The 17,594-nt window shown below is 66.2% G+C and carries 17 protein-coding genes; 8 read left to right on the forward strand and 9 right to left on the reverse strand.

What is annotated here, in order from left to right; translation table 11 throughout:
* The first annotated feature begins 22 nt into the window (after window positions 1-22).
* The 7 genes from LN047_RS06540 to LN047_RS06570 all read left to right on the forward strand — a co-directional run bounded on the left by LN047_RS06540 (window position 23) and on the right by LN047_RS06570 (window position 7,654).
* Complete coding sequence (locus LN047_RS06540) at window positions 23-1,504, forward strand: DegQ family serine endoprotease (protein ID WP_056321921.1); 1,482 nt, start codon at window positions 23-25, stop codon at window positions 1,502-1,504.
* Window positions 1,505-1,795: 291 nt separating this feature from the next.
* Window positions 1,796-3,589 (forward strand): translation elongation factor 4, encoded by a 1,794-nt coding sequence (lepA, locus tag LN047_RS06545; RefSeq protein ID WP_062840561.1) that lies wholly within the window; start codon window positions 1,796-1,798, stop codon window positions 3,587-3,589.
* Window positions 3,590-3,611: 22 nt separating this feature from the next.
* Complete coding sequence (gene lepB / locus LN047_RS06550) at window positions 3,612-4,499, forward strand: signal peptidase I (protein WP_056321926.1); 888 nt, start codon at window positions 3,612-3,614, stop codon at window positions 4,497-4,499.
* Window positions 4,500-4,501: 2 nt separating this feature from the next.
* The gene (gene rnc / locus LN047_RS06555; RefSeq protein WP_373981361.1) at window positions 4,502-5,263 is read left to right on the forward strand and encodes a ribonuclease III; all 762 of its coding nucleotides are present in this window, start codon (window positions 4,502-4,504) and stop codon (window positions 5,261-5,263) included.
* The gene (era, locus tag LN047_RS06560) at window positions 5,260-6,150 is read left to right on the forward strand and encodes a GTPase Era (RefSeq protein ID WP_056321933.1); all 891 of its coding nucleotides are present in this window, start codon (window positions 5,260-5,262) and stop codon (window positions 6,148-6,150) included. Before rnc ends, era begins: the two co-directional genes overlap by 4 nt.
* Complete coding sequence (gene recO, locus LN047_RS06565) at window positions 6,143-6,730, forward strand: DNA repair protein RecO (protein WP_373981362.1); 588 nt, start codon at window positions 6,143-6,145, stop codon at window positions 6,728-6,730. Before era ends, recO begins: the two co-directional genes overlap by 8 nt.
* A gap of 15 nt (window positions 6,731-6,745) precedes the next feature.
* On the forward strand, window positions 6,746-7,654 hold the full coding sequence (locus tag LN047_RS06570; protein ID WP_128827673.1) for a LysR family transcriptional regulator: 909 nt from the start codon (window positions 6,746-6,748) through the stop codon (window positions 7,652-7,654).
* 9 nt (window positions 7,655-7,663) lie between these two features.
* Here the strand turns inward: LN047_RS06570 and LN047_RS06575 are convergent, their stop codons facing one another.
* The 9 genes from LN047_RS06575 to LN047_RS06615 form a co-directional block, all read right to left on the reverse strand.
* Window positions 7,664-8,764 carry a pyridoxal-phosphate dependent enzyme gene (locus LN047_RS06575; RefSeq protein ID WP_373981363.1) on the reverse strand — a complete coding sequence of 367 codons (1,101 nt, stop codon included), beginning with the start codon at window positions 8,762-8,764 and terminating at the stop codon, window positions 7,664-7,666.
* Between the two features lie 3 nt (window positions 8,765-8,767).
* Window positions 8,768-9,748, reverse strand: coding sequence for a succinylglutamate desuccinylase/aspartoacylase family protein (locus LN047_RS06580; protein ID WP_373981364.1), 981 nt, complete (start codon window positions 9,746-9,748; stop codon window positions 8,768-8,770).
* A 43-nt stretch (window positions 9,749-9,791) separates the two neighbouring features.
* Window positions 9,792-10,748: a Bug family tripartite tricarboxylate transporter substrate binding protein gene (locus tag LN047_RS06585; protein WP_373981365.1), complete on the reverse strand. Its 957-nt coding sequence runs from the start codon at window positions 10,746-10,748 to the stop codon at window positions 9,792-9,794.
* Between the two features lie 90 nt (window positions 10,749-10,838).
* The gene (locus LN047_RS06590; RefSeq protein WP_373981366.1) at window positions 10,839-12,128 is read right to left on the reverse strand and encodes an NTP/NDP exchange transporter; all 1,290 of its coding nucleotides are present in this window, start codon (window positions 12,126-12,128) and stop codon (window positions 10,839-10,841) included.
* 4 nt (window positions 12,129-12,132) lie between these two features.
* The gene (locus tag LN047_RS06595) at window positions 12,133-13,050 is read right to left on the reverse strand and encodes an aldo/keto reductase (RefSeq protein WP_373981367.1); all 918 of its coding nucleotides are present in this window, start codon (window positions 13,048-13,050) and stop codon (window positions 12,133-12,135) included.
* A 100-nt stretch (window positions 13,051-13,150) separates the two neighbouring features.
* Window positions 13,151-13,861 (reverse strand): Bax inhibitor-1/YccA family protein, encoded by a 711-nt coding sequence (locus LN047_RS06600; RefSeq protein WP_056321955.1) that lies wholly within the window; start codon window positions 13,859-13,861, stop codon window positions 13,151-13,153.
* 85 nt (window positions 13,862-13,946) lie between these two features.
* Window positions 13,947-14,360 (reverse strand): hypothetical protein, encoded by a 414-nt coding sequence (locus LN047_RS06605; RefSeq protein ID WP_152383707.1) that lies wholly within the window; start codon window positions 14,358-14,360, stop codon window positions 13,947-13,949.
* Between the two features lie 55 nt (window positions 14,361-14,415).
* The gene (locus LN047_RS06610) at window positions 14,416-14,877 is read right to left on the reverse strand and encodes a DNA polymerase III subunit chi (RefSeq protein ID WP_056321960.1); all 462 of its coding nucleotides are present in this window, start codon (window positions 14,875-14,877) and stop codon (window positions 14,416-14,418) included.
* Window positions 14,878-14,899: 22 nt separating this feature from the next.
* A complete protein-coding gene (locus LN047_RS06615) occupies window positions 14,900-16,408 on the reverse strand; it encodes a leucyl aminopeptidase (protein ID WP_373981368.1) in 1,509 nt (502 codons plus the stop codon).
* 57 nt (window positions 16,409-16,465) lie between these two features.
* Between LN047_RS06615 and lptF the strand changes: the two genes are divergently transcribed.
* Window positions 16,466-17,569, forward strand: a complete 1,104-nt coding sequence (gene lptF, locus LN047_RS06620; RefSeq protein WP_056321967.1) for an LPS export ABC transporter permease LptF — start codon at window positions 16,466-16,468, stop codon at window positions 17,567-17,569.
* The last annotated feature ends 25 nt before the right edge of the window (window positions 17,570-17,594 follow it).

The following is a 17,594-nucleotide window of genomic DNA, read 5'->3' on the forward strand; positions in this document are numbered from 1 at the left end:
AGCAGCAATTTCGGAGTGACATATGAAAGCAATGACGGTCTCGAACGCTTTTTTCCGGCGCTTTCTGGCGGCTGTCGCGGCGGGGACGATGCTGTCCACCGCCTATGTGCCCGTGACGGTGGCGCAGACGACGGCGCCGGCCGCGGTCGGTTTGCCCGATTTCACGGCCATCGTTGAAAAGGCCGATCCGGCCGTCGTCAACATCCGCACCACGGCCACCGTGCCCGTGCGCGGGGGCAATGGCCCCGGCGGCAGCGATCCCTACGAACTGTTCCGCTGGTTCTTCGGCCCCGAATTCCAGCCTCCCGGCCAATCGCCCAATCCGCGCCAGCGTCCGCAGCCGACGCCGCCTGAAGAGCGCACCGTGCCGCGCGGCGTGGGGTCGGGCTTCTTCATCTCAGCCGACGGCTACATCCTGACCAACAACCACGTCGTGGTCGACGCGACGGACATCTATGTCACGCTGACCGACGGACGCGAGTTCAAGGCCAAGGTCATCGGTACGGACGAGCGCACGGACGTGGCGCTCATCAAGATCGAAGCCAAGGACATGACGCCGCTGGTCATCGGCAACCCGAAGACGCTGAAGAAGGGGCAGTGGGTGCTGGCCATCGGCTCGCCGTTCGGCCTGGACTCCACCGTGACCTCCGGCATCGTCAGCGCCATCGGCCGCGATACCGGCGAATACCTGCCGTTCATCCAGACCGACGTTGCGGTCAATCCCGGCAATTCGGGCGGTCCGCTCATCAACCTGGACGGCGAGGTCGTGGGCATCAACTCCCAGATCATCTCGCGTAGCGGCGGCTTCATGGGCATTTCGCTGGCCATTCCGATCGACGAAGCCATGCGCGTCGTCGAGCAACTTCGCACGACGGGCAAGGTCACGCGCGGCCGCGTTGGCGTGCAGATCGGCGAAGTCGGCAAGGATGTGGCCGAGGCCATCGGCCTGCCCAAGGCGGAAGGCGCACTGGTCAGCAGCGTCGAAGCCGAGGGTCCTGCCGAGCAGGCGGGCGTGCAGCCAGGCGACGTGATCCTGAAGTTCAACAAGGAACCCATCAAGCGCTGGTCCGATCTGCCGCGCATCGTCGGCGAGACCAAGCCGGGCACGCGCGCCGACATGGAAATCTGGCGCAAGGGCAAGAGCATGACGCTGTCGGTCAAGGTCGGTGAGATCCCGGCCGAGAAGGCGGCAGGCGCCGGCAAGAAGCCCGCGCCCGAGCCCGAAGTGACGAACGCGCTGGGCCTGAGCGTCATCGACGTGCCGGCCGATGTCCAGAAGAAGCTGCGCATCAAGGGCGGCGTCCAGGTGAAGGTTGCCGATGGCGCGGCCGGGAAGGCGGGCCTGCAGGAAGGCGACATCGTGTTGGCCCTGAACGACACCGACGTGACCGGCGCCAAGCAGTTCGGCGAACTGGTCGCCAAGCTGGACAAGAGCCGCGCGACGGGTCTGCTGGTGCGCCGCGGCGACCAGACGCAGTGGGTGGCGGTACCTGCCGGCAAGTGATATGACGGCCCTGCCGGCCGGTGCCCTCGGGCGCCAGGTCCGGCCGGCGGCTCGGCCGGAAACCGGCGGGCGCTGGCATCTCAGGGCGCTTTTTGTCCCGGGGCGCAGCCGTGACAAATAAAATGGCTCAAGACCGGCTAAAATGGCTGGTTGCCGCAAGAGGGGGCGCCAGGCGCCCCCTCAGTTTTGTCCGGGCCCAGCCCGTCAGCGCCTCACACCTCGGCCGTGCACACTCCGGCGGCGGTGTCTCCCGGCAATATGCCGTCTGTTCCGTCCCTTATAAATTCAAGCATGCAGCATATCCGCAACTTTTCCATCATTGCCCACATCGATCATGGCAAGTCGACCCTGGCCGATCGCCTGATCCAGCGCTGCGGCGGACTGGCGGATCGCGAGATGTCGGCGCAGGTTCTCGATTCCATGGAAATCGAGCGAGAGCGCGGCATCACCATCAAGGCCCAGACGGCTGCCCTGCATTACAAGGCGCAGGACGGCAAGATCTACAACCTGAACCTGATCGACACCCCGGGGCACGTGGACTTCTCGTACGAAGTCAGCCGTTCCCTGTCCGCCTGCGAAGGCGCGCTGCTGGTGGTGGACGCGTCGCAGGGCGTGGAAGCGCAGACCGTGGCCAACTGCTACACCGCGATCGAGCTGGGCGTGGAAGTCGTGCCAGTTCTGAACAAGATGGACCTGCCGCAGGCCGATCCCGAAGGCGCGCGCCAGGAAGTCGAGGACGTGATCGGCATTGATGCTTCGGACGCGGTGCTGGCCAGCGCCAAGACCGGCATGGGCATCGACGAGATCCTGGAAACCATCGTTGCCCGCGTTCCCGCGCCCAAAGGCGATCCCGACGCGCCGCTGCAGGCGCTGATCATCGATTCGTGGTTCGACAACTATGTCGGCGTGGTCATGCTGGTGCGCATCATCAACGGCGTGCTCAAGCCCAAGGACAAGATCCTGCTGATGGCGTCCGGCGCCACCCACCTGTGCGAGCAGACGGGCGTGTTCACGCCCAAGTCGCAGCAGCGTCCGCATCTGTCGGCGGGCGAGGTGGGCTTCATCATTGCCGGCATCAAGCAACTGGAAGACGCCAAGGTCGGCGATACGGTGACGCTGGCCAACAAGCCGGCCGCCAACCCGCTGCCGGGCTTCAAGGAAGTCAAGCCGCAGGTGTTCGCCGGTCTGTATCCGGTGGAAAGCTCCGAATACGACCAGCTGCGCGATTCGCTCGAAAAGCTCAAGCTTAATGACGCCGCGCTGATGTTCGAGCCTGAGGTGTCGCAAGCGCTGGGCTTCGGGTTCCGCTGCGGCTTCCTGGGCCTCTTGCACATGGAAATCGTGCAGGAGCGCCTGGAGCGCGAATTCGACATGGACATCATCACCACCGCGCCGTCGGTGGTGTACGAGGTCGAGCAGCGCGACGGGTCCGTGATCACCGTGGAAAGCCCCTCGCGCATGCCCGAGATCGGCAAGATCCAGGACATTCGCGAACCCATCGTGAAGGTCACGCTGTTCATGCCGCAGGACTATGTGGGCCCCGTCATGACGCTGTGCAACAACAAGCGCGGCGTGCAGGTCAACATGAGCTACCACGGCCGCCAGGTCCATCTGGTCTATGAGATCCCGCTGGCCGAAATCGTGCTCGATTTCTTCGACAAGCTGAAGTCGGTGTCGCGCGGCTATGCGTCGATGGACTACGAATTCCTGGAGTATCGCTCCGCGGACGTGGTGCGCGTCGACCTGCTGATCAACAACGACCGCGTCGATGCGCTGGCCGTCATCGTCCACCGCAGCAATGCGCGCCACCGCGCGCGCGATGTGGTGACGCGCATGCGCGGCCTGATCCCGCGCCAGATGTTCGACGTGGTCATCCAGGCCGCCATCGGCGCAGAAATCATTGCGCGCGAGAACGTGAAGGCGCTGCGCAAGAACGTGCTGGCCAAGTGCTACGGCGGCGATATCTCGCGCAAGAAGAAGCTGCTTGAAAAGCAGAAGGCGGGCAAGAAGCGCATGAAGCAGGTGGGCAGCGTGGAAATTCCGCAGGAGGCGTTCCTTGCCATCCTGCAAGTGGAAGACAAATAGAACCCCAGAAGGCGATTAGCTGATGAGTTGGAACTTTGCCCTGATCCTTTTTATTCTGCTGGTGGTTACCGGCGTCATCTGGGCGCTCGATCTGGCCGTGCTGCGCAAGGGGCGAGAGCGCCGGGCGCAGGCCGCGATGGCGCAGTACGACACGGCGTTGGTGGGCGATGCGCAAGAGGCCGAGCGCCTTCGGCGCGAAGCTGGCGACGCTGCCCGGCGCGTGCCCTGGTGGGTCGAGTACGCGGTCAGCTTTTTCCCCGTCATTCTGTTCGTGTTCATGCTGCGCTCGTTTGTCGTCGAGCCGTTTCGCATTCCGTCGGGATCGATGCTGCCCACGCTGCAATCGGGCGATCTGATTCTGGTGAACAAATTCAGCTATGGCCTTCGCCTGCCGGTGATCGACAAGAAGGTCATCCCCATCGGCTCGCCCCAGCGCGGCGACGTGTTCGTGTTCCGGTATCCGGTGGATCCGGACGTCGATTACATCAAGCGCGTGGTGGGCTTGCCCGGCGACGAGGTCGCATACATCGACAAGAAGCTGTATGTCAATGGCGAACTGGTGCCGCATGTGCGCGATGGCGACTATTTCGAGCCGGATCGTGTGTCTTATATCGCGCAATATAAAGAGAAGTTGGGCGACGTTGAGCACAAGATTCTGCTAGATGAGAACGTTCCGCAGCGCTATACCCCGCAGGAGTGGCGTTTTCCCTACCGCGAAAACTGCCAATACAGCCACAATGGGGTACGCTGCAAAGTACCCGAAGGGAATTATTTCGCCATGGGCGATAATCGGGACAACAGCGCGGACAGCCGGTATTGGGGGTTTGTCCCGGAAGCCAACATCGTCGGCCGCGCCTTCTTCATCTGGATGAACTTCAGCGATCTGAGCCGCATCGGCCGATTCAACTGATTATGTCGCTAGCCACGCTAGAAAACCGCCTGGATCACCACTTCGGTGATCCAGCCTTGCTTGAACAGGCGCTGACGCACCGCAGCCACGGGGCGCGCCATAACGAGCGATTGGAATTCCTTGGGGATTCCGTGCTGAACTTCGTCGTGGCGGCGATGCTGTTCGAACGCTACTCGAAGATCGACGAGGGCGATCTGTCGCGCCTGCGCGCCAACCTGGTCAAACAGGCATCGCTGGCCGACATCGCCCAGCGGCTGGAGCTGTCCCAGTACCTGCGCCTGGGCGAGGGCGAGCTCAAGAGCGGCGGATTCCGCCGGCCTTCCATCCTGGCCGACACGGTCGAGGCCATCTTCGGCGCCGTCTTCCTGGACGCGGGCTTTGACGCGGCGCGACGCGTGATCGTGCGCCAGTATCAGCCGGTGCTGGCTTCGGTGGACCCCAAGACGCTTGGCAAGGATGCCAAGACCTTGCTCCAGGAATTTCTGCAGGGCCGCAAGATGGCCCTGCCGCAGTATACGGTGGTGGCCACGCACGGCGCGGCCCACAGCCAGCAGTTCGAAGTCGAATGCGCCATTCCGGCGCTCGATATCAAGGTGATGGCGCCTGGCGCCAGCCGTCGCGCCGCCGAGCAATCTGCGGCCAAGCTGGCGCTCGAGGCCGCGCTGGCCGTCAGCCCGGCCGCCAAGGCTGCCCGCAAATCGGGCAAGGCGCGCAAAACCGCGCAATTGTCGCTGCCCGTGGCAGTGGCTCAAGAGACTAAATGAGCGATACCCCTTTTCGTACCGGCTTCGTTGCCATCGTTGGCCGCCCCAATGTGGGCAAATCCACGCTGACGAACGCCCTGATCGGTTCCAAGATCTCCATCGTGTCGCGCAAGGCGCAGACCACCCGCCACCGCATCCACGGTGTGCTCACGCGCGAGCACGAACAGTTCGTGTTCGTCGATACCCCGGGTTTCCAGACCCGCCACGGGGGGGCGATGAACCGCATGATGAACCGCGTCGTGACGCAGGCGCTGGCCGACGTCGACGTGGTGGTGCATGTGGTGGAAGCCGGCAAGTGGTCTGAGGGCGACGCCAAGCTGCTGCCGCTGCTGCCCAATCCCGAGCGCACGATTCTGGTGGTGTCCAAGATCGACGCCCTGAAGAACCGCGACGACCTGTTCGCGTTCGTCTCCAAGATCATGGCGCAGCATCCGTTCGGCGCGGTGGTGCCTGTCAGCGCCACCAAGAACCAGCAACTGGATCAACTGCTCGACGAAATCGCATCGCGCCTGCCGGAAGGCGAGCCGATGTTCGAGGAAGATACGCTCACCGATCGTCCCATGCGCTTCATCGCGGCCGAACTCGTGCGCGAGAAGATCTTCCGCCTGGTGGGCGATGAACTGCCATATGGCTGCACGGTCGTCATCGAGCAATGGGAAGAGACCGCCAAGGGCGCCACCATCAATGCCTGTGTCGTCGTTGAACGCGACAGCCACAAGCCGATCCTGCTGGGCACCGGCGGCATGCACATGAAGCGGATCGCCACGGAGGCGCGGCAGGACATCGCCAAGCTGCTGGACAAGCCCGTGCATCTGGAGGTCTACATCAAGGTGCGCAAGGGCTGGTCCGACCGCGAGGGTGCGCTGCGCGATCTGGGTTATGAGTAGACGGGCGCCACGCGTCCAGGATCGCCCGGGGTTCATGCTCCACGCCACGGCGTGGCGTGAAACCTCTCTGATTGTTCAGACCTTCTCTCGCGATCACGGCTGCGTGGCCATGGTCGCAAAGGGCGCCAAGCGCCCTTATTCCGTTTTGCGCCCCGTCCTGTCAGCCTTTCAGCCGCTGCTGCTGTCATGGACCGGCAACGGCGAGGTCAAGACGCTGACCCGCGCCGAGATCGCCGGGATCCGGCCGCTGGCTGGCGCCGCGCTGATGTCGGCGTGGTACATGAACGAACTGCTGCTGCGCCTTCTGCCCCGCGAGGACGCCCACCCGCTGCTGTTCGATGCGTATGACATGGCGCTGCAGCAATTGTCCGCCGGCACCCGCGCGGCCGGTGCGCTGCGCCGATTTGAGTGGACTCTGCTGCGCGAGACGGGCTACGGCGTGGACGAAGCGCCGCCCGATTTCGACGATCCTGTGATCGAGCCCGCGCTGCGCACCGATCTGCGCGCGCGCCTGGCCGAAATTCTGGCGGGCCGTCCGCTTTCCACGCGGCGCGTGCTGCTGGACCTGCAGCGCATCTGATTGCGGCCCGGCCTCATGACGTTCACGCTCAAGCAGGTCGAAACCTTCCGCACGGTCTACGAAACCGAAAGCGTGACCGCTGCCGCGCGGCGTCTGGACGTGTCGCCCGCAACCGTCAGCGCGACGCTGGCCGCGCTGGAAGCCAGCATCGAGCTGCGCCTTTTCGAGCGCGTGCGCCAGCGGATGCAACGCACGCCCGAGGCTACGCTCCTGTACGAAGAGATCCGCCGCCTGAATGTCGGACTGGAAAGCCTGGGACGCAAGATCCGGGCGATCCGCGGCGCCGCGCAGCCGCGGCTGCGGATCGGCTGCATCCACGCCTACAGCGGCGCCATCGTCACCGATGCCATCTCGCGCTTTCGCGTGCGCTACCCCGATACGCCGCTTTACTTGCAGATACGCGATTCCAATACCTTGCGCGACATGGTGGTGTCCGGTGAGCTGGATCTGGCGGCAGTGGCCGACGAGTCCGAACTGGAAGGGCTGCGCGGGCATCGTCTGGCAAGCTTGCGGGCGGTGGCGGTGTTTCCGGCCGGACACGCGCTGGCGCGTCTGGAATCGGTGAATTTCTCGCAGTTGGCCGAAGTCGATGTGATTGCGCTGAACGCCGAGGACGGGTCGCGCAAGCGGCTGGATGCGCTGTTGCGCCAGGCGGGCCAAAGCTTGCGCGTCGCGATCGAGACGCCGTATTCCAGCACGGTCTGTCAGCTTGCGCTGGCGGGGCATGGCGTGGGCATCGCCAATCCGGCAACGGCGCTAGGCATGGAGGCAGCGGGACTCAGCTTCCGGCCGCTTCAAGCCTCCGTGCATTTCGAATGCCACATGATCGTGCATGGCAGCCGCCCCTTGTCCGAAGCCGGCAAGTTCTGGGCGACGTGCCTGCGCGCCGCCCTGGCCCCGCTGATCGATCGGTTCGGCGTGTAGCGGTGGCGGTCAGCCCCGGCGTCCGTCCGAGGTCAGCATCAACACCACCGTCGATTCCGCATCGAGCTTGCCGGCGCGCCTGAGCCGCGCCACCGCCGCCAATGCGGCGGCTGACGATAATTCCGCACCCAGGCCCATGCGTTCAAGGCGCAGCCGCGCGTCGCCGGCTTGCGCATCGGACGTCTCCACCGGCATGCCGCCCGAGCGCGACAGCGCCTCCAGGGCCTGCAGCGTGCACGTGCCGCCCGCAATGGAGTATTGCTGTGTCGTGCTTTCCCACTGGCCTCGGGCATCGCCGGTCGTGAGTGCGCGCGACAGACGGGCGTAGGGTTCCACGGCGTGCAGCCGGGGCAGGCACGTAATGCGGCCGGCCGCCAAGAGGTGCTGCCAGCCCAGGTAGATGCCCCACAGCAGGTCGCCGCGCGCCGTCGGCACGATGATGTCCGTGGGCACGCCGCAGTCGTCCAGGATCTCCTGGGCGATGGGCTTGTAGCCTTCCACGCCGTAGGGATGCGTGCCCACCGGCGGATTCAGGTAGTTCGTGCCCGCGAACGCGCCGTGGTTGCGGCACAGGTCGGCCACGTAGGGCCAGCGGCCCAGGCTGTCTTCGAACGCCCGCAGCCGCGCGCCGAAGCGCTCCATGGCTTCGCGCTGCAGTGGCGGGCAGTTGCGGGTGATGGCGATGTCGGCCTCCAGGCCCGCCGCGGCGCAGTAGGCGGCCAGCGACACGCCCGCGTTGCCGCTGGAAGCCGCCGCCACGCGGGTGGCGCCAGCCAGCCGCGCGCGCGAGACCAGCTGCGCAGACATGCGGTCCTTGTGGCTGCCTGTGGGATTGGCGCTTTCGCACTTGAGCCACAACGCGCCCACGCCTTCTTCACGCGCCAGGGCGGGCGCGGCAAGGCAAGGCGTGCCGCCTTCGCCCAACGTCACGGGCGACAGCACGGGCAGCGGCATGAGCTCGTCCACCGCGTGCGCGTCATACTGGCACTCCAGCGTGGCGGGGTGGCCGGCCGCCAGGCAAGCGGGACAGCCTTCGGGGTAGTCGCCTGCGGGCCAAAGGGTTGCGCAGCGGATGCAGCGCAGGCCGGTCAATCTGGGGTTCATCTGCATGAGTCAGTATCTTGTTGCAAGAGCGTCCAAGGGGAGGGCGGGGGCGACCTGCAGCAGGCAATCGCCGTCGTCGCTGCGCGCGATGGGTCGAAGGCACACCACCGTGCCGGCCTGCGGGCTGAGCAGGGCGCGCGGCGGGGCGTCGGGCCGTGCCGGTTCGATCAGGCGGCCGATGCGCTGGAGCGCGTCCACGGATTGTCCCAGTTCCACGGCGGGGACGAAGACGCCGGATTCACGTGACCGCAGCGTCGCGGCGGGCGTGTCAAGGTCGTAGAGGCGGACTTGCGCGGCGGAGGCGGGCGCCCGGCCATGCAGCAGCCCCAGTTCGGCCAGGCAGCCCAGCAATCCTTCCCGGCAACGGTCCGCCAGCAACTGGCTGGTCTCTCGGCCGCCGCCGATCTCGGCAGACAGGCGCAGCACGCCGTGCCGGCTGGCTGCGGCGGGCATGGAACCGGCTTCGCCGCCACGAAAGAACACGCAGTCGGGCAGCCCGAACGCGCGCGCGAGCGCGGGCAGGCGTTCGTCGTAGGGATCGTTGCCGTAGCGGGTGATGACCGACGACGGCAGGTAGCGCAGCGACGCGCCGCCGCTGTGCACGTCCACCAGGGCCTGCACGCGAGGCAACAGCCGCGCTTCCAGGGCGGCTGCCACGCTTTCGGTGTAGCCGCGCGCCGGCTCGCCGAGGAAGGCGCGGTTCAGGTTGCCGCCGTCGGACGGAGACAGCCGCGTGCCGGCAAGCGATGCTTCCGCGTTGACCGCGGGCAGCAGATAGACGGTGCCGCGCTGCAGGATGCCGGGTAACTGGTGCCACAAATCCAGGATCGCGGCCTGGCCTTCCCATTCGTCGCCGTGCACGCCGGCGATCAGCGCGACGGCGGGTCCCGGGCCTGCCTCGATCCGCAGGATGGGAATCGTGATGCGCCGGTAAGCCGACGCGTTGGTGGCGGCGGCCACGGAAAAATCCTCGCGGGTTACGCTGGCCATGCGGAGGCTCCGGGGAAAGGCATCGGACGCGCGGGGGCGCGGGTCAATCCAGCGTGGCGGCCTTGATGATGCTTTCCCACTTGGGCAGCTCCTTTTTGATCTGGGCCTGAACATCCTGCGGCGTGCCGCCCAGGGGCTCCTGAGAGCGGCTGCGCAACTCCCGGCTCACGGCGTCGGAGCGCAGCGCCTGATTCAGCGCGGCGTTCAGCCGCGAGATCGCGGCGGCCGGGGTGCCTGCCGGCGCCACCAGCGCGCTCCACGCCGACTGCTCGTAATCCGGATAGCCTTGTTCGGCCACCGTTGGCACGTCAGGGTTGGAGGCGGCGCGCTTGCGGGTTGTGACGGCCAGCGCGCGCAGGCGCCCGTCCTTCAGATTGCCGATCAACGGCGGCAGGTTTTCCATCATGGAATCCACATGGCCGCCAAGCAGGTCCGAGAGCTGCGCGGCGGTGGCCTTGTACGGAATCTGGCGCACGGCGGCGCCGGTCTGGGCAATGAACAGCTTGACGCCCACTTCGCTGGTCGTGCCCGGGTCCGCCGAGGTCATGGTCAGGCGGTCCGGCTGGGCGCGGCTGGCCTCGATGAAGCCTTTCAGGTCCCGGTATGGCGAGGCGGCGTTCACGACGATCACGTTGGGCGTCTCGGCGACCAGGCCAATCGGCTTGAGGTCACGGTCCAGGTCGTACATCTGCTGCTTGAAGAGATAACGGTGCAGCACCAGCGTGCCCACGTGGGCATAGCCGATGGTGTAACCGTCCGCGGGGGCCCGGACCACGGCTTGCGTGCCGATGCGGCCGCCGGCGCCCACGCGGTTTTCAACGACGACCGGCTGGCCAAGCAGGCGGCTCATTTCCTGGCCGATGAGGCGGGCCGTGATGTCGGCATTGCCGCCCGCGGCGGCCGGCACGATCAGCGTGATGGCGCGTTCGGGATAAACGGCGTGCGCGAGAGGGGCGGCGAGGCAAAGCAACAGGGCGGCAAGGCAGGCAGAGCGTTTCATGACGATTCCCGAGGCGTTGAGGGCTGCGCCATTGTGCGACCGCACGACGCAGCTGCCGTTTGGTTGAATCACATGGTTATTTAATTAAATCTAATCAAGATCGCCGTTTCGCCGGTCGGCCTGCTTGCCCAACCCATGGCCCACCGCAGCCGCGCACAGCGCCACCACCGCGCCCAACAGGGCGATCAGTGCCGCGCCGTAACCCAGCGTGTCGATGCCGGCCTTCACCCAGCCGCTGGCGGCGTCACCGCCGCGATAGACCACGGTGTCGATGACGTTCTTCGTCTTGTACTTGTCCTCGGGCGTGACCGCCGTGAACAGCATCTCGCGCCCTGGCCGGATCAGCGCATACTCGCCGGCGCGGCGCAGGATCATGGCGGCTGCCAGCACGGCGAACACGGGGAAGGCCGCCAGCGCCAGAAAGGCGACCGCCACCGCCAGCGGGACGGCAGTCAGCAGGAACCGCAATCCCAGGCGGGCGGCCACGCGCCCGGTGATGAAGATCTGCGACAGCAGTGCGAGCGTCTGCACGGTGAAATCCAGCGCGCTGAAGACACGGATGCGCTGGGCGGTGTCTGGGAACGCGTCGGCGACCAGCCGCGCCTGTTCCATGTAGAGAAAGGTGTTCAAGGTGGCCAGCAGCACGACGAGCAGGGAAATGCCCAGCAGGTAACGGGACTGGAAGATGCGCGACAGTCCGGCCAGGATGCCGCCTTCGATGGGACGCTGCATGTCTGCAAGGCCGACGTCGGGCCGGGATGCGGCGCGCCACGCCAGCAGCCATTGCTTGAGCGGCAGCGTGGCGGTCAGCAGCAGGGCCGACAGCACCAGCAAGCCCGCCGGGCCCAGCACGCCCGCCAGCAGGGCGCCAAGCAGCGGGCCGCAAAGGCCGCCCGCGCTGGCGCCCGCGGCAATCAGCGCGAACAGCCGCTTGGCCGATTCCATGCGGAACACGTCGGCCATGAGGCTCCAGGCGATGGAGACGACGAACAGGTTGAACACCGACAGCCAGACGTAGAACGCGCGCGCGGCCCAGACGCTGCCGGGTTGCAGGTAGAGCAGGGCGGCAAAGCCCACCATCGTCAGCGCGAAGATGGCGTAGACCCAGGTCACCAGCGTGGCACGCGGCACGCGGTTGGATATCCAGCCAAACAGCGGCACGACGGCAAGCGTGGCAAGGAAGGTGGCGGTGAACAGCCATTGCAGCTGGTTCACGCCCGCCTGGATCCCCATCGTTTCCCGGATGGGGCGCAGCATGAAATAACCGCAGAAAAGGAAAAAGAAGAACGCGAAGCCGCACGCGGCAGGCGCGAGCTCGGTTTCCTGGATGCCCAGCGCCCGTGCGGCACGGGCACGCCAGGACAGAGGGGCGGCCGTCATCGCGTCAGGCGAGCAGTGCGGCGATGCGGTCGCGCAGGGCAGCGTCGGGCTGGCGGCCAAAGCCGGCGCGCGCATTGTCCGCCATGTTGGCGGGCTTGGACGTGGCGGGGATGACGGCCGTGACGGCGGGATGGCCAATGATGAACTTCAGGAAGATCTGCGCCCAGGAGGTGCAATCGATTTCGGCGGCCAGCTTGGGCAGCGCCACGCCCTTGACCTGGCGGAACAGCGCGCCGTCTTCAAACGGCCGGTTGATCAACACCGCGACGCCGTTGGCCTGGCACGCGGGCAGCAGGCGTTTTTCGGCGCTGCGCGAGGCGATCGACAGGTTCACCTGCAGGAAATCGGGCTTTTCCTTTTCGACCAGCTCGGTCAGGTCGTCGTGCGCATGGTCCGTGTAATGCGTGATGCCGATATAGCGCGTCACGCCCTGCTGTTTCAGATCGCGCAGCAAGGCGAGCTGGTTGCGGGTGTCGATCAGGTTATGGACCTGGATCAGGTCCAGCTTGTCGCTGCGCAGCGCCTCTTGCGACTCCCGCACCTGGCGCATCGCGGATTCGTGGCCGCGCGTGCTGATCTTGGTCGCTAGAAACGCGCGCTTGCGCAGGCCGCCTTCGCGGGCCAGGAGGGCGCCGGTGACGGCTTCGGCCTGGCCATAGCTGGGCGCTGTGTCGATCAGGCTGCCGCCCGCCTTCATGAGCGTTTCAAGCACCTGGGCCAGCGGCGCCATGGCCGCGGCGTCGCCGGGCGACACGTTGAACGTGTCCGCGGTGCCCAGTCCCACCACGGGCAGGGTCTCGCCCGACGACGGAATCGGGCGCTTGAGCATGGCCTGCCCCGGCGTGGCTGCCCATGCCGGCCACGCGGCCCCCATTAGGGCTGCGCTGGCGGTGGTCTGCAGGAAGCGGCGGCGGTCAGGCATGGCAAGGCTCCGGCTATTCAAGAGGAAAGGGGGGCGGCCCAATGAAAAAGGGCCTACATGTGCATGCAGGCCCTTTCGGTGCTGGTCTGACGACGGCGCGTTACTCGCGGTTGCCGCCGAAGATGCCCAGCAGCATCAGCAGGTTCGAGAAGACGTTGTAGACGTCCAGGTAGATGGCCAGGGTTGCCGAGACGTAGTTGGTCTCACCGCCGTTGACCACGCGCTGCAGGTCCACCAGCATGAATGCCGAGAAGATCACGATGGCGAGCACCGAGATGGTCAGCATCAGGGCCGGCAATTGCAGGAAGATGTTGGCCAGTGCCGCAACCAGGATCACGACCGCGCCGATGAACAGGAATTTCTGCAGTCCCGACAGATCGCGCTTGATGGTCGTGGCCAGGGTGGCCATGGTGCCGAACACGATCGCGGTGCCGCCGAACGCCGTCATGACGAGCTGCGAACCGTTGCTCATGCCCATCACGAAGCCAAGCAGGCGCGAAAGCATGACGCCCATGAAGAACGTGAACGCCAGAAGCAGGACCACGCCCAGCGAGCTGTTCTTGTTCTTCTCGATGGCGAACATCAGGCCGAAGGCGCCGACCAGGAAGACGATGGCCGACAGGCCGGGGCTGGCGCCCATGACGCGGTTGATGCCGGTGTAGAGGCCGACGGCCGCGCCCAGGACTGTCGGGATCAGCGACAGGGCAAGGAGCCAGTACGTATTGCGCAGGACCTGGTTGCGAGCGACCTCGCCCGGCGCGCCGGCGACCGCGCCGGAACGGTTAAAAGGGGACGGACGATATTCGTTCATGGAGAACTCCTGTATACGGCAAGTATGGTGATTGCCTAGAAGGCTTAGATGCGAAGGATACCTTACAGTTCCCTGAAGAATCCAGTCAGCCTTGCCTGACCTCATTGAGCACACGGGAAACGATAGCAGGCAATTCCGCATCCATGCGTGCCTGTAATTGCGCCACGGCGTCGGCAAGCGCCTGTCGCATGACCTGTTCCACCTCGGCCTGCAAGCGGGCGGCGAGCACGGTGGCGTCCGGCAGGGCGCGTAGTGCGGGGGCGGCGGGCGGCGGCTGGCACGCGGTCGGCGCCGGGCTGGCGGCTGGCGCAGCAGGCCCGTCGTCGTCGGCCACATCCGTCAGCACGGGAAACGGGTCGTGCTCGTAAACCGGGCCGGCCTCGTCGGCCAGTTCGGTCAAGAGCGGCGCATCAGCGTCGTCGTCCGCCGGGTCGTGGAACGAGGGCTCGGCGCGGTGAGTCAGGGTGGGGATGCCGGGGTCGGGTGTGCGAGCGGGCATGGAAACTCCCGAGATTCTGGTGGACGCGGCGCGCGGGCGCGCGTGGGGGGACGGTTCAGCCGCCTTGGGCCTTGCGGCTCAGGTCGTGGCTTTGCGGTACATGACCGGCCGTCTGGTAGGTGCGCCAGCGCTGCCTGGCCGCCTGCTTGTCGTCCGGATCGTCCGAGACGATTTCAAGGAGGCGTTCGAAAGCGTCGAAGCCGGGCGGGCAATCGTCGTCCAGATTCAGCAGCCAGGGCTGCGGCTGATCGGGCTGCCCTGCCGCCTGCAAGGCCTGCAGCGGCTCTCCTGCGGTAAGCACCACCGGCGTTTCAGGGGCCAGGGGATCGTTTGCCAACACGTGCGGCACGAACGCCGTGTCGTCGAACGCCCACAGCATCCGGTCGAACGCCGCCAGGCGCGAACCGTCTTTACAGTACACCACCAGCCGCTGGCCTGCCAGGACGCGCTTGCGCACGACCTGGCAGGCCATGCGCAGGCGGTCGGGCGCGCCGAATGCGAAATCGATGCGCGTCATGGGGCTTTTGGCGTCAGTCGCTTCAAACCTGGTCCAGCAGGTATTGCATCAGGAGCGGCACCGGACGGCCGGTCGCGCCCTTGTCCTTGCCGCCGCGCCAGGCCGTGCCGGCGATGTCCAGGTGCGCCCAGGGGTAAGCCTTGGCAAAGCGGGACAGGAAGCAGGCCGCGGTGACGGCGCCGGCCGGAGGACCGCCGATGTTGGCGAGGTCGGCGAAATTGGACTTGAGCTGTTCCTGGTAGGCGTCGTCCATGGGCATGCGCCAGGCGGTGTCCAGCGCACGGCGGCCCGCCGACGCCAGGGCGTCAGCCAGCGCGTCGTCCTTGGAGAACAGGCCGGTGTTGACGTTGCCCAGCGCGACGACGCAGGCGCCGGTCAGCGTGGCGATGTCGATCACGGCAGACGGCTTGAAGCGTTCGGCGTAGGTGAGCGCGTCGCACAGGACCAGGCGGCCCTCGGCGTCGGTGTTCAGGATCTCGATGGTGAGGCCGGCCATGCTGGTGACGACGTCGCCCGGCTTGTTGGCCTTGCCGCTGGGCAGGTTCTCGCAAGCGGGAATCAGGCCGACGACGTCCAGTGGCAGTTCCAGTTCGGCCAGGGCGCGGAACGAGCCCAGCACGCTGGCGGCGCCGCACATGTCGTACTTCATTTCGTCCATGGTGGCCGCGGGCTTGAGCGAGATGCCGCCGGCGTCGAACGTGATGCCCTTGCCGACCAGCACGATCGGGCCTTGCGCGGACTTGGCGCCCTTCTTGGCGGTCTTGGCGCCGGCGTGGCGCAGGACGATGAAGCGCAGCGCTTCCTCGGAGCCGCGGGCGACGGACAGGAACGAGCCCATGCCCAGCGCTTCGACCTGCTTGCGGTCCATGACCTCGACCTTCAGCGACTTGAATTCGCGCGCCAGGCGTTTGGCGGTGTCGCCGAGGTAAGTGGGGGTGCAGATGTTGCCCGGCAGGTTGCCCAGCGTACGGGTCAGTTCCATGCCGTTGGCGATGGCGCTGCCTTCGCGCAGGCCTTTCTGGGCTTGCGTGGCATCGGCGCGCTCGACGACCTGCACGATCTTCTTGAGCTTGGGGCGCGCGTCGCGGTCGGGCTTGCCGAAGCTTGCGTCGTAGTAGTAGGCCGCACCGCCGGCCGCGATCGCGGCGCTGCGGGCGCGCGTAATGACGTCGATGCCGGCGATGGGATTGGCGACCAGCGTGGACACGCCTTCGGTGAGTTGGGCCGAGACGCAGGCCGAGGCAAATGCCTGTTCGGCCGACGCGTGAGTGCTGGCCGAATATTCATCCTGCTTGCCCAGGCCAACCAGGACGACGCGCTGCGCGGAGACGCCCGGCAGCGTGCGCAGCGTCAGGGTCGAGCCGGCGCGGCCGCGGAATTCACTTTTGACCACCGCACGGACGGCGCCATTGGAAGCGCGGTCGATGATGTCGGCGGCCGGGCTCAACACGCCGTCCGCGTACACGCCGACGGCGAGGGCGGCGGTTTTGACCTGGTGCAGGGAAGCAGTGGTCTGTGTGCTAAATTCCATGAGGGTTTCCCGTGTGCGTCTGTGTATGATGCGGTCGATTATCCCGCATATTCTCCCATGTCTCTATTCAAACGCTCTGTCGTCAGCGAGATCACCAGTCACGCTGGCGTTGTCTTTTCCACGTTGCTCGTCGTGTGGCTCAGCGTGCTTCTCGTGCGCCTGCTCGGCGAGGCCGCGGGAGGCAACATCGGAGCGGACGTGGTGGTGGTGCTTGCCGCGCTCTCTACCATCACTGCGCTGCCGACCATTCTGGCGGTCTCGATCTTCATTGCCGTGCTGACCACGGTCACGCGCAACTACCGCGAATCCGAAATGGTGGTGTGGTTTGCCAGCGGCCTGTCGCTGGCCGACTGGCTCAAGCCCGTGCTGCGCGTGGCGGTGCCCGTCGCGATCGCCGTGGCGGGGCTGACGCTGGTGGCCTCGCCCTGGGCGTATCGCCAGATCGGCGAATACCACGAACGCTTCGAGCAGCGCTCGGACCTGTCCAAGGTAACGGCTGGCCAATTCGCCGAGTCCTCGGGCGGCAACCGCGTGTTCTTTGCCGAAGACCCGGTCAATCCCACCGACGAACTTGGCAATGTGTTCGCCCGCGAGATCGGTCCCGAATGGCTGAGCGTGCTGACCGCGAGCAGCGCGCATATCGAAACCCTGCCCAACGGCGACCGTTTCCTGGTGCTGGGCGAAGGGCATCGCTACGACCTGAAGCCTGGCACGCCGGAGCTGCGCCTCGTGCACTTCGAAAAATACGGTCTGCGTCTCGAAAGCAAGGGCGGCGGCGATCCGGTGGCCGAGGCCCGCGCGGCGGCAGAGCGTTCCTCGAAGGCGCGCAGCACGCCGCAACTGATCGAGGACAACACCAACAGCAGCTGGTCGCAGGTGATGTGGCGGATTTCGCTGCCGCTTGCGGCGCTGAATCTTGCGCTGCTGGCCATTCCGCTTGGCGCGGTGAATCCGCGGCTGGGGCGTTCGGGCGACCTGCTCATCGCCGGTCTGGTCGGTCTGCTCTATATGAACCTGATCAACCTGTCGCGCGCCTGGATCTCCAACGGCAAGCTCAGTTTTGGTCTGGGGGTCTGGGCCATCCACGGCGCCGTCGCGCTGTTGACCGTCTTCCTGCTGATGCGCCGCCTGCGCGTCAAGGCGCCCAAGAACAACACCTAGCAAGACAGGCGCCGTCAGGCGCGCC

The organism is Achromobacter sp. JD417 (assembly GCF_041879325.1).
GTDB lineage: Bacteria > Pseudomonadota > Gammaproteobacteria > Burkholderiales > Burkholderiaceae_B > Achromobacter > Achromobacter mucicolens.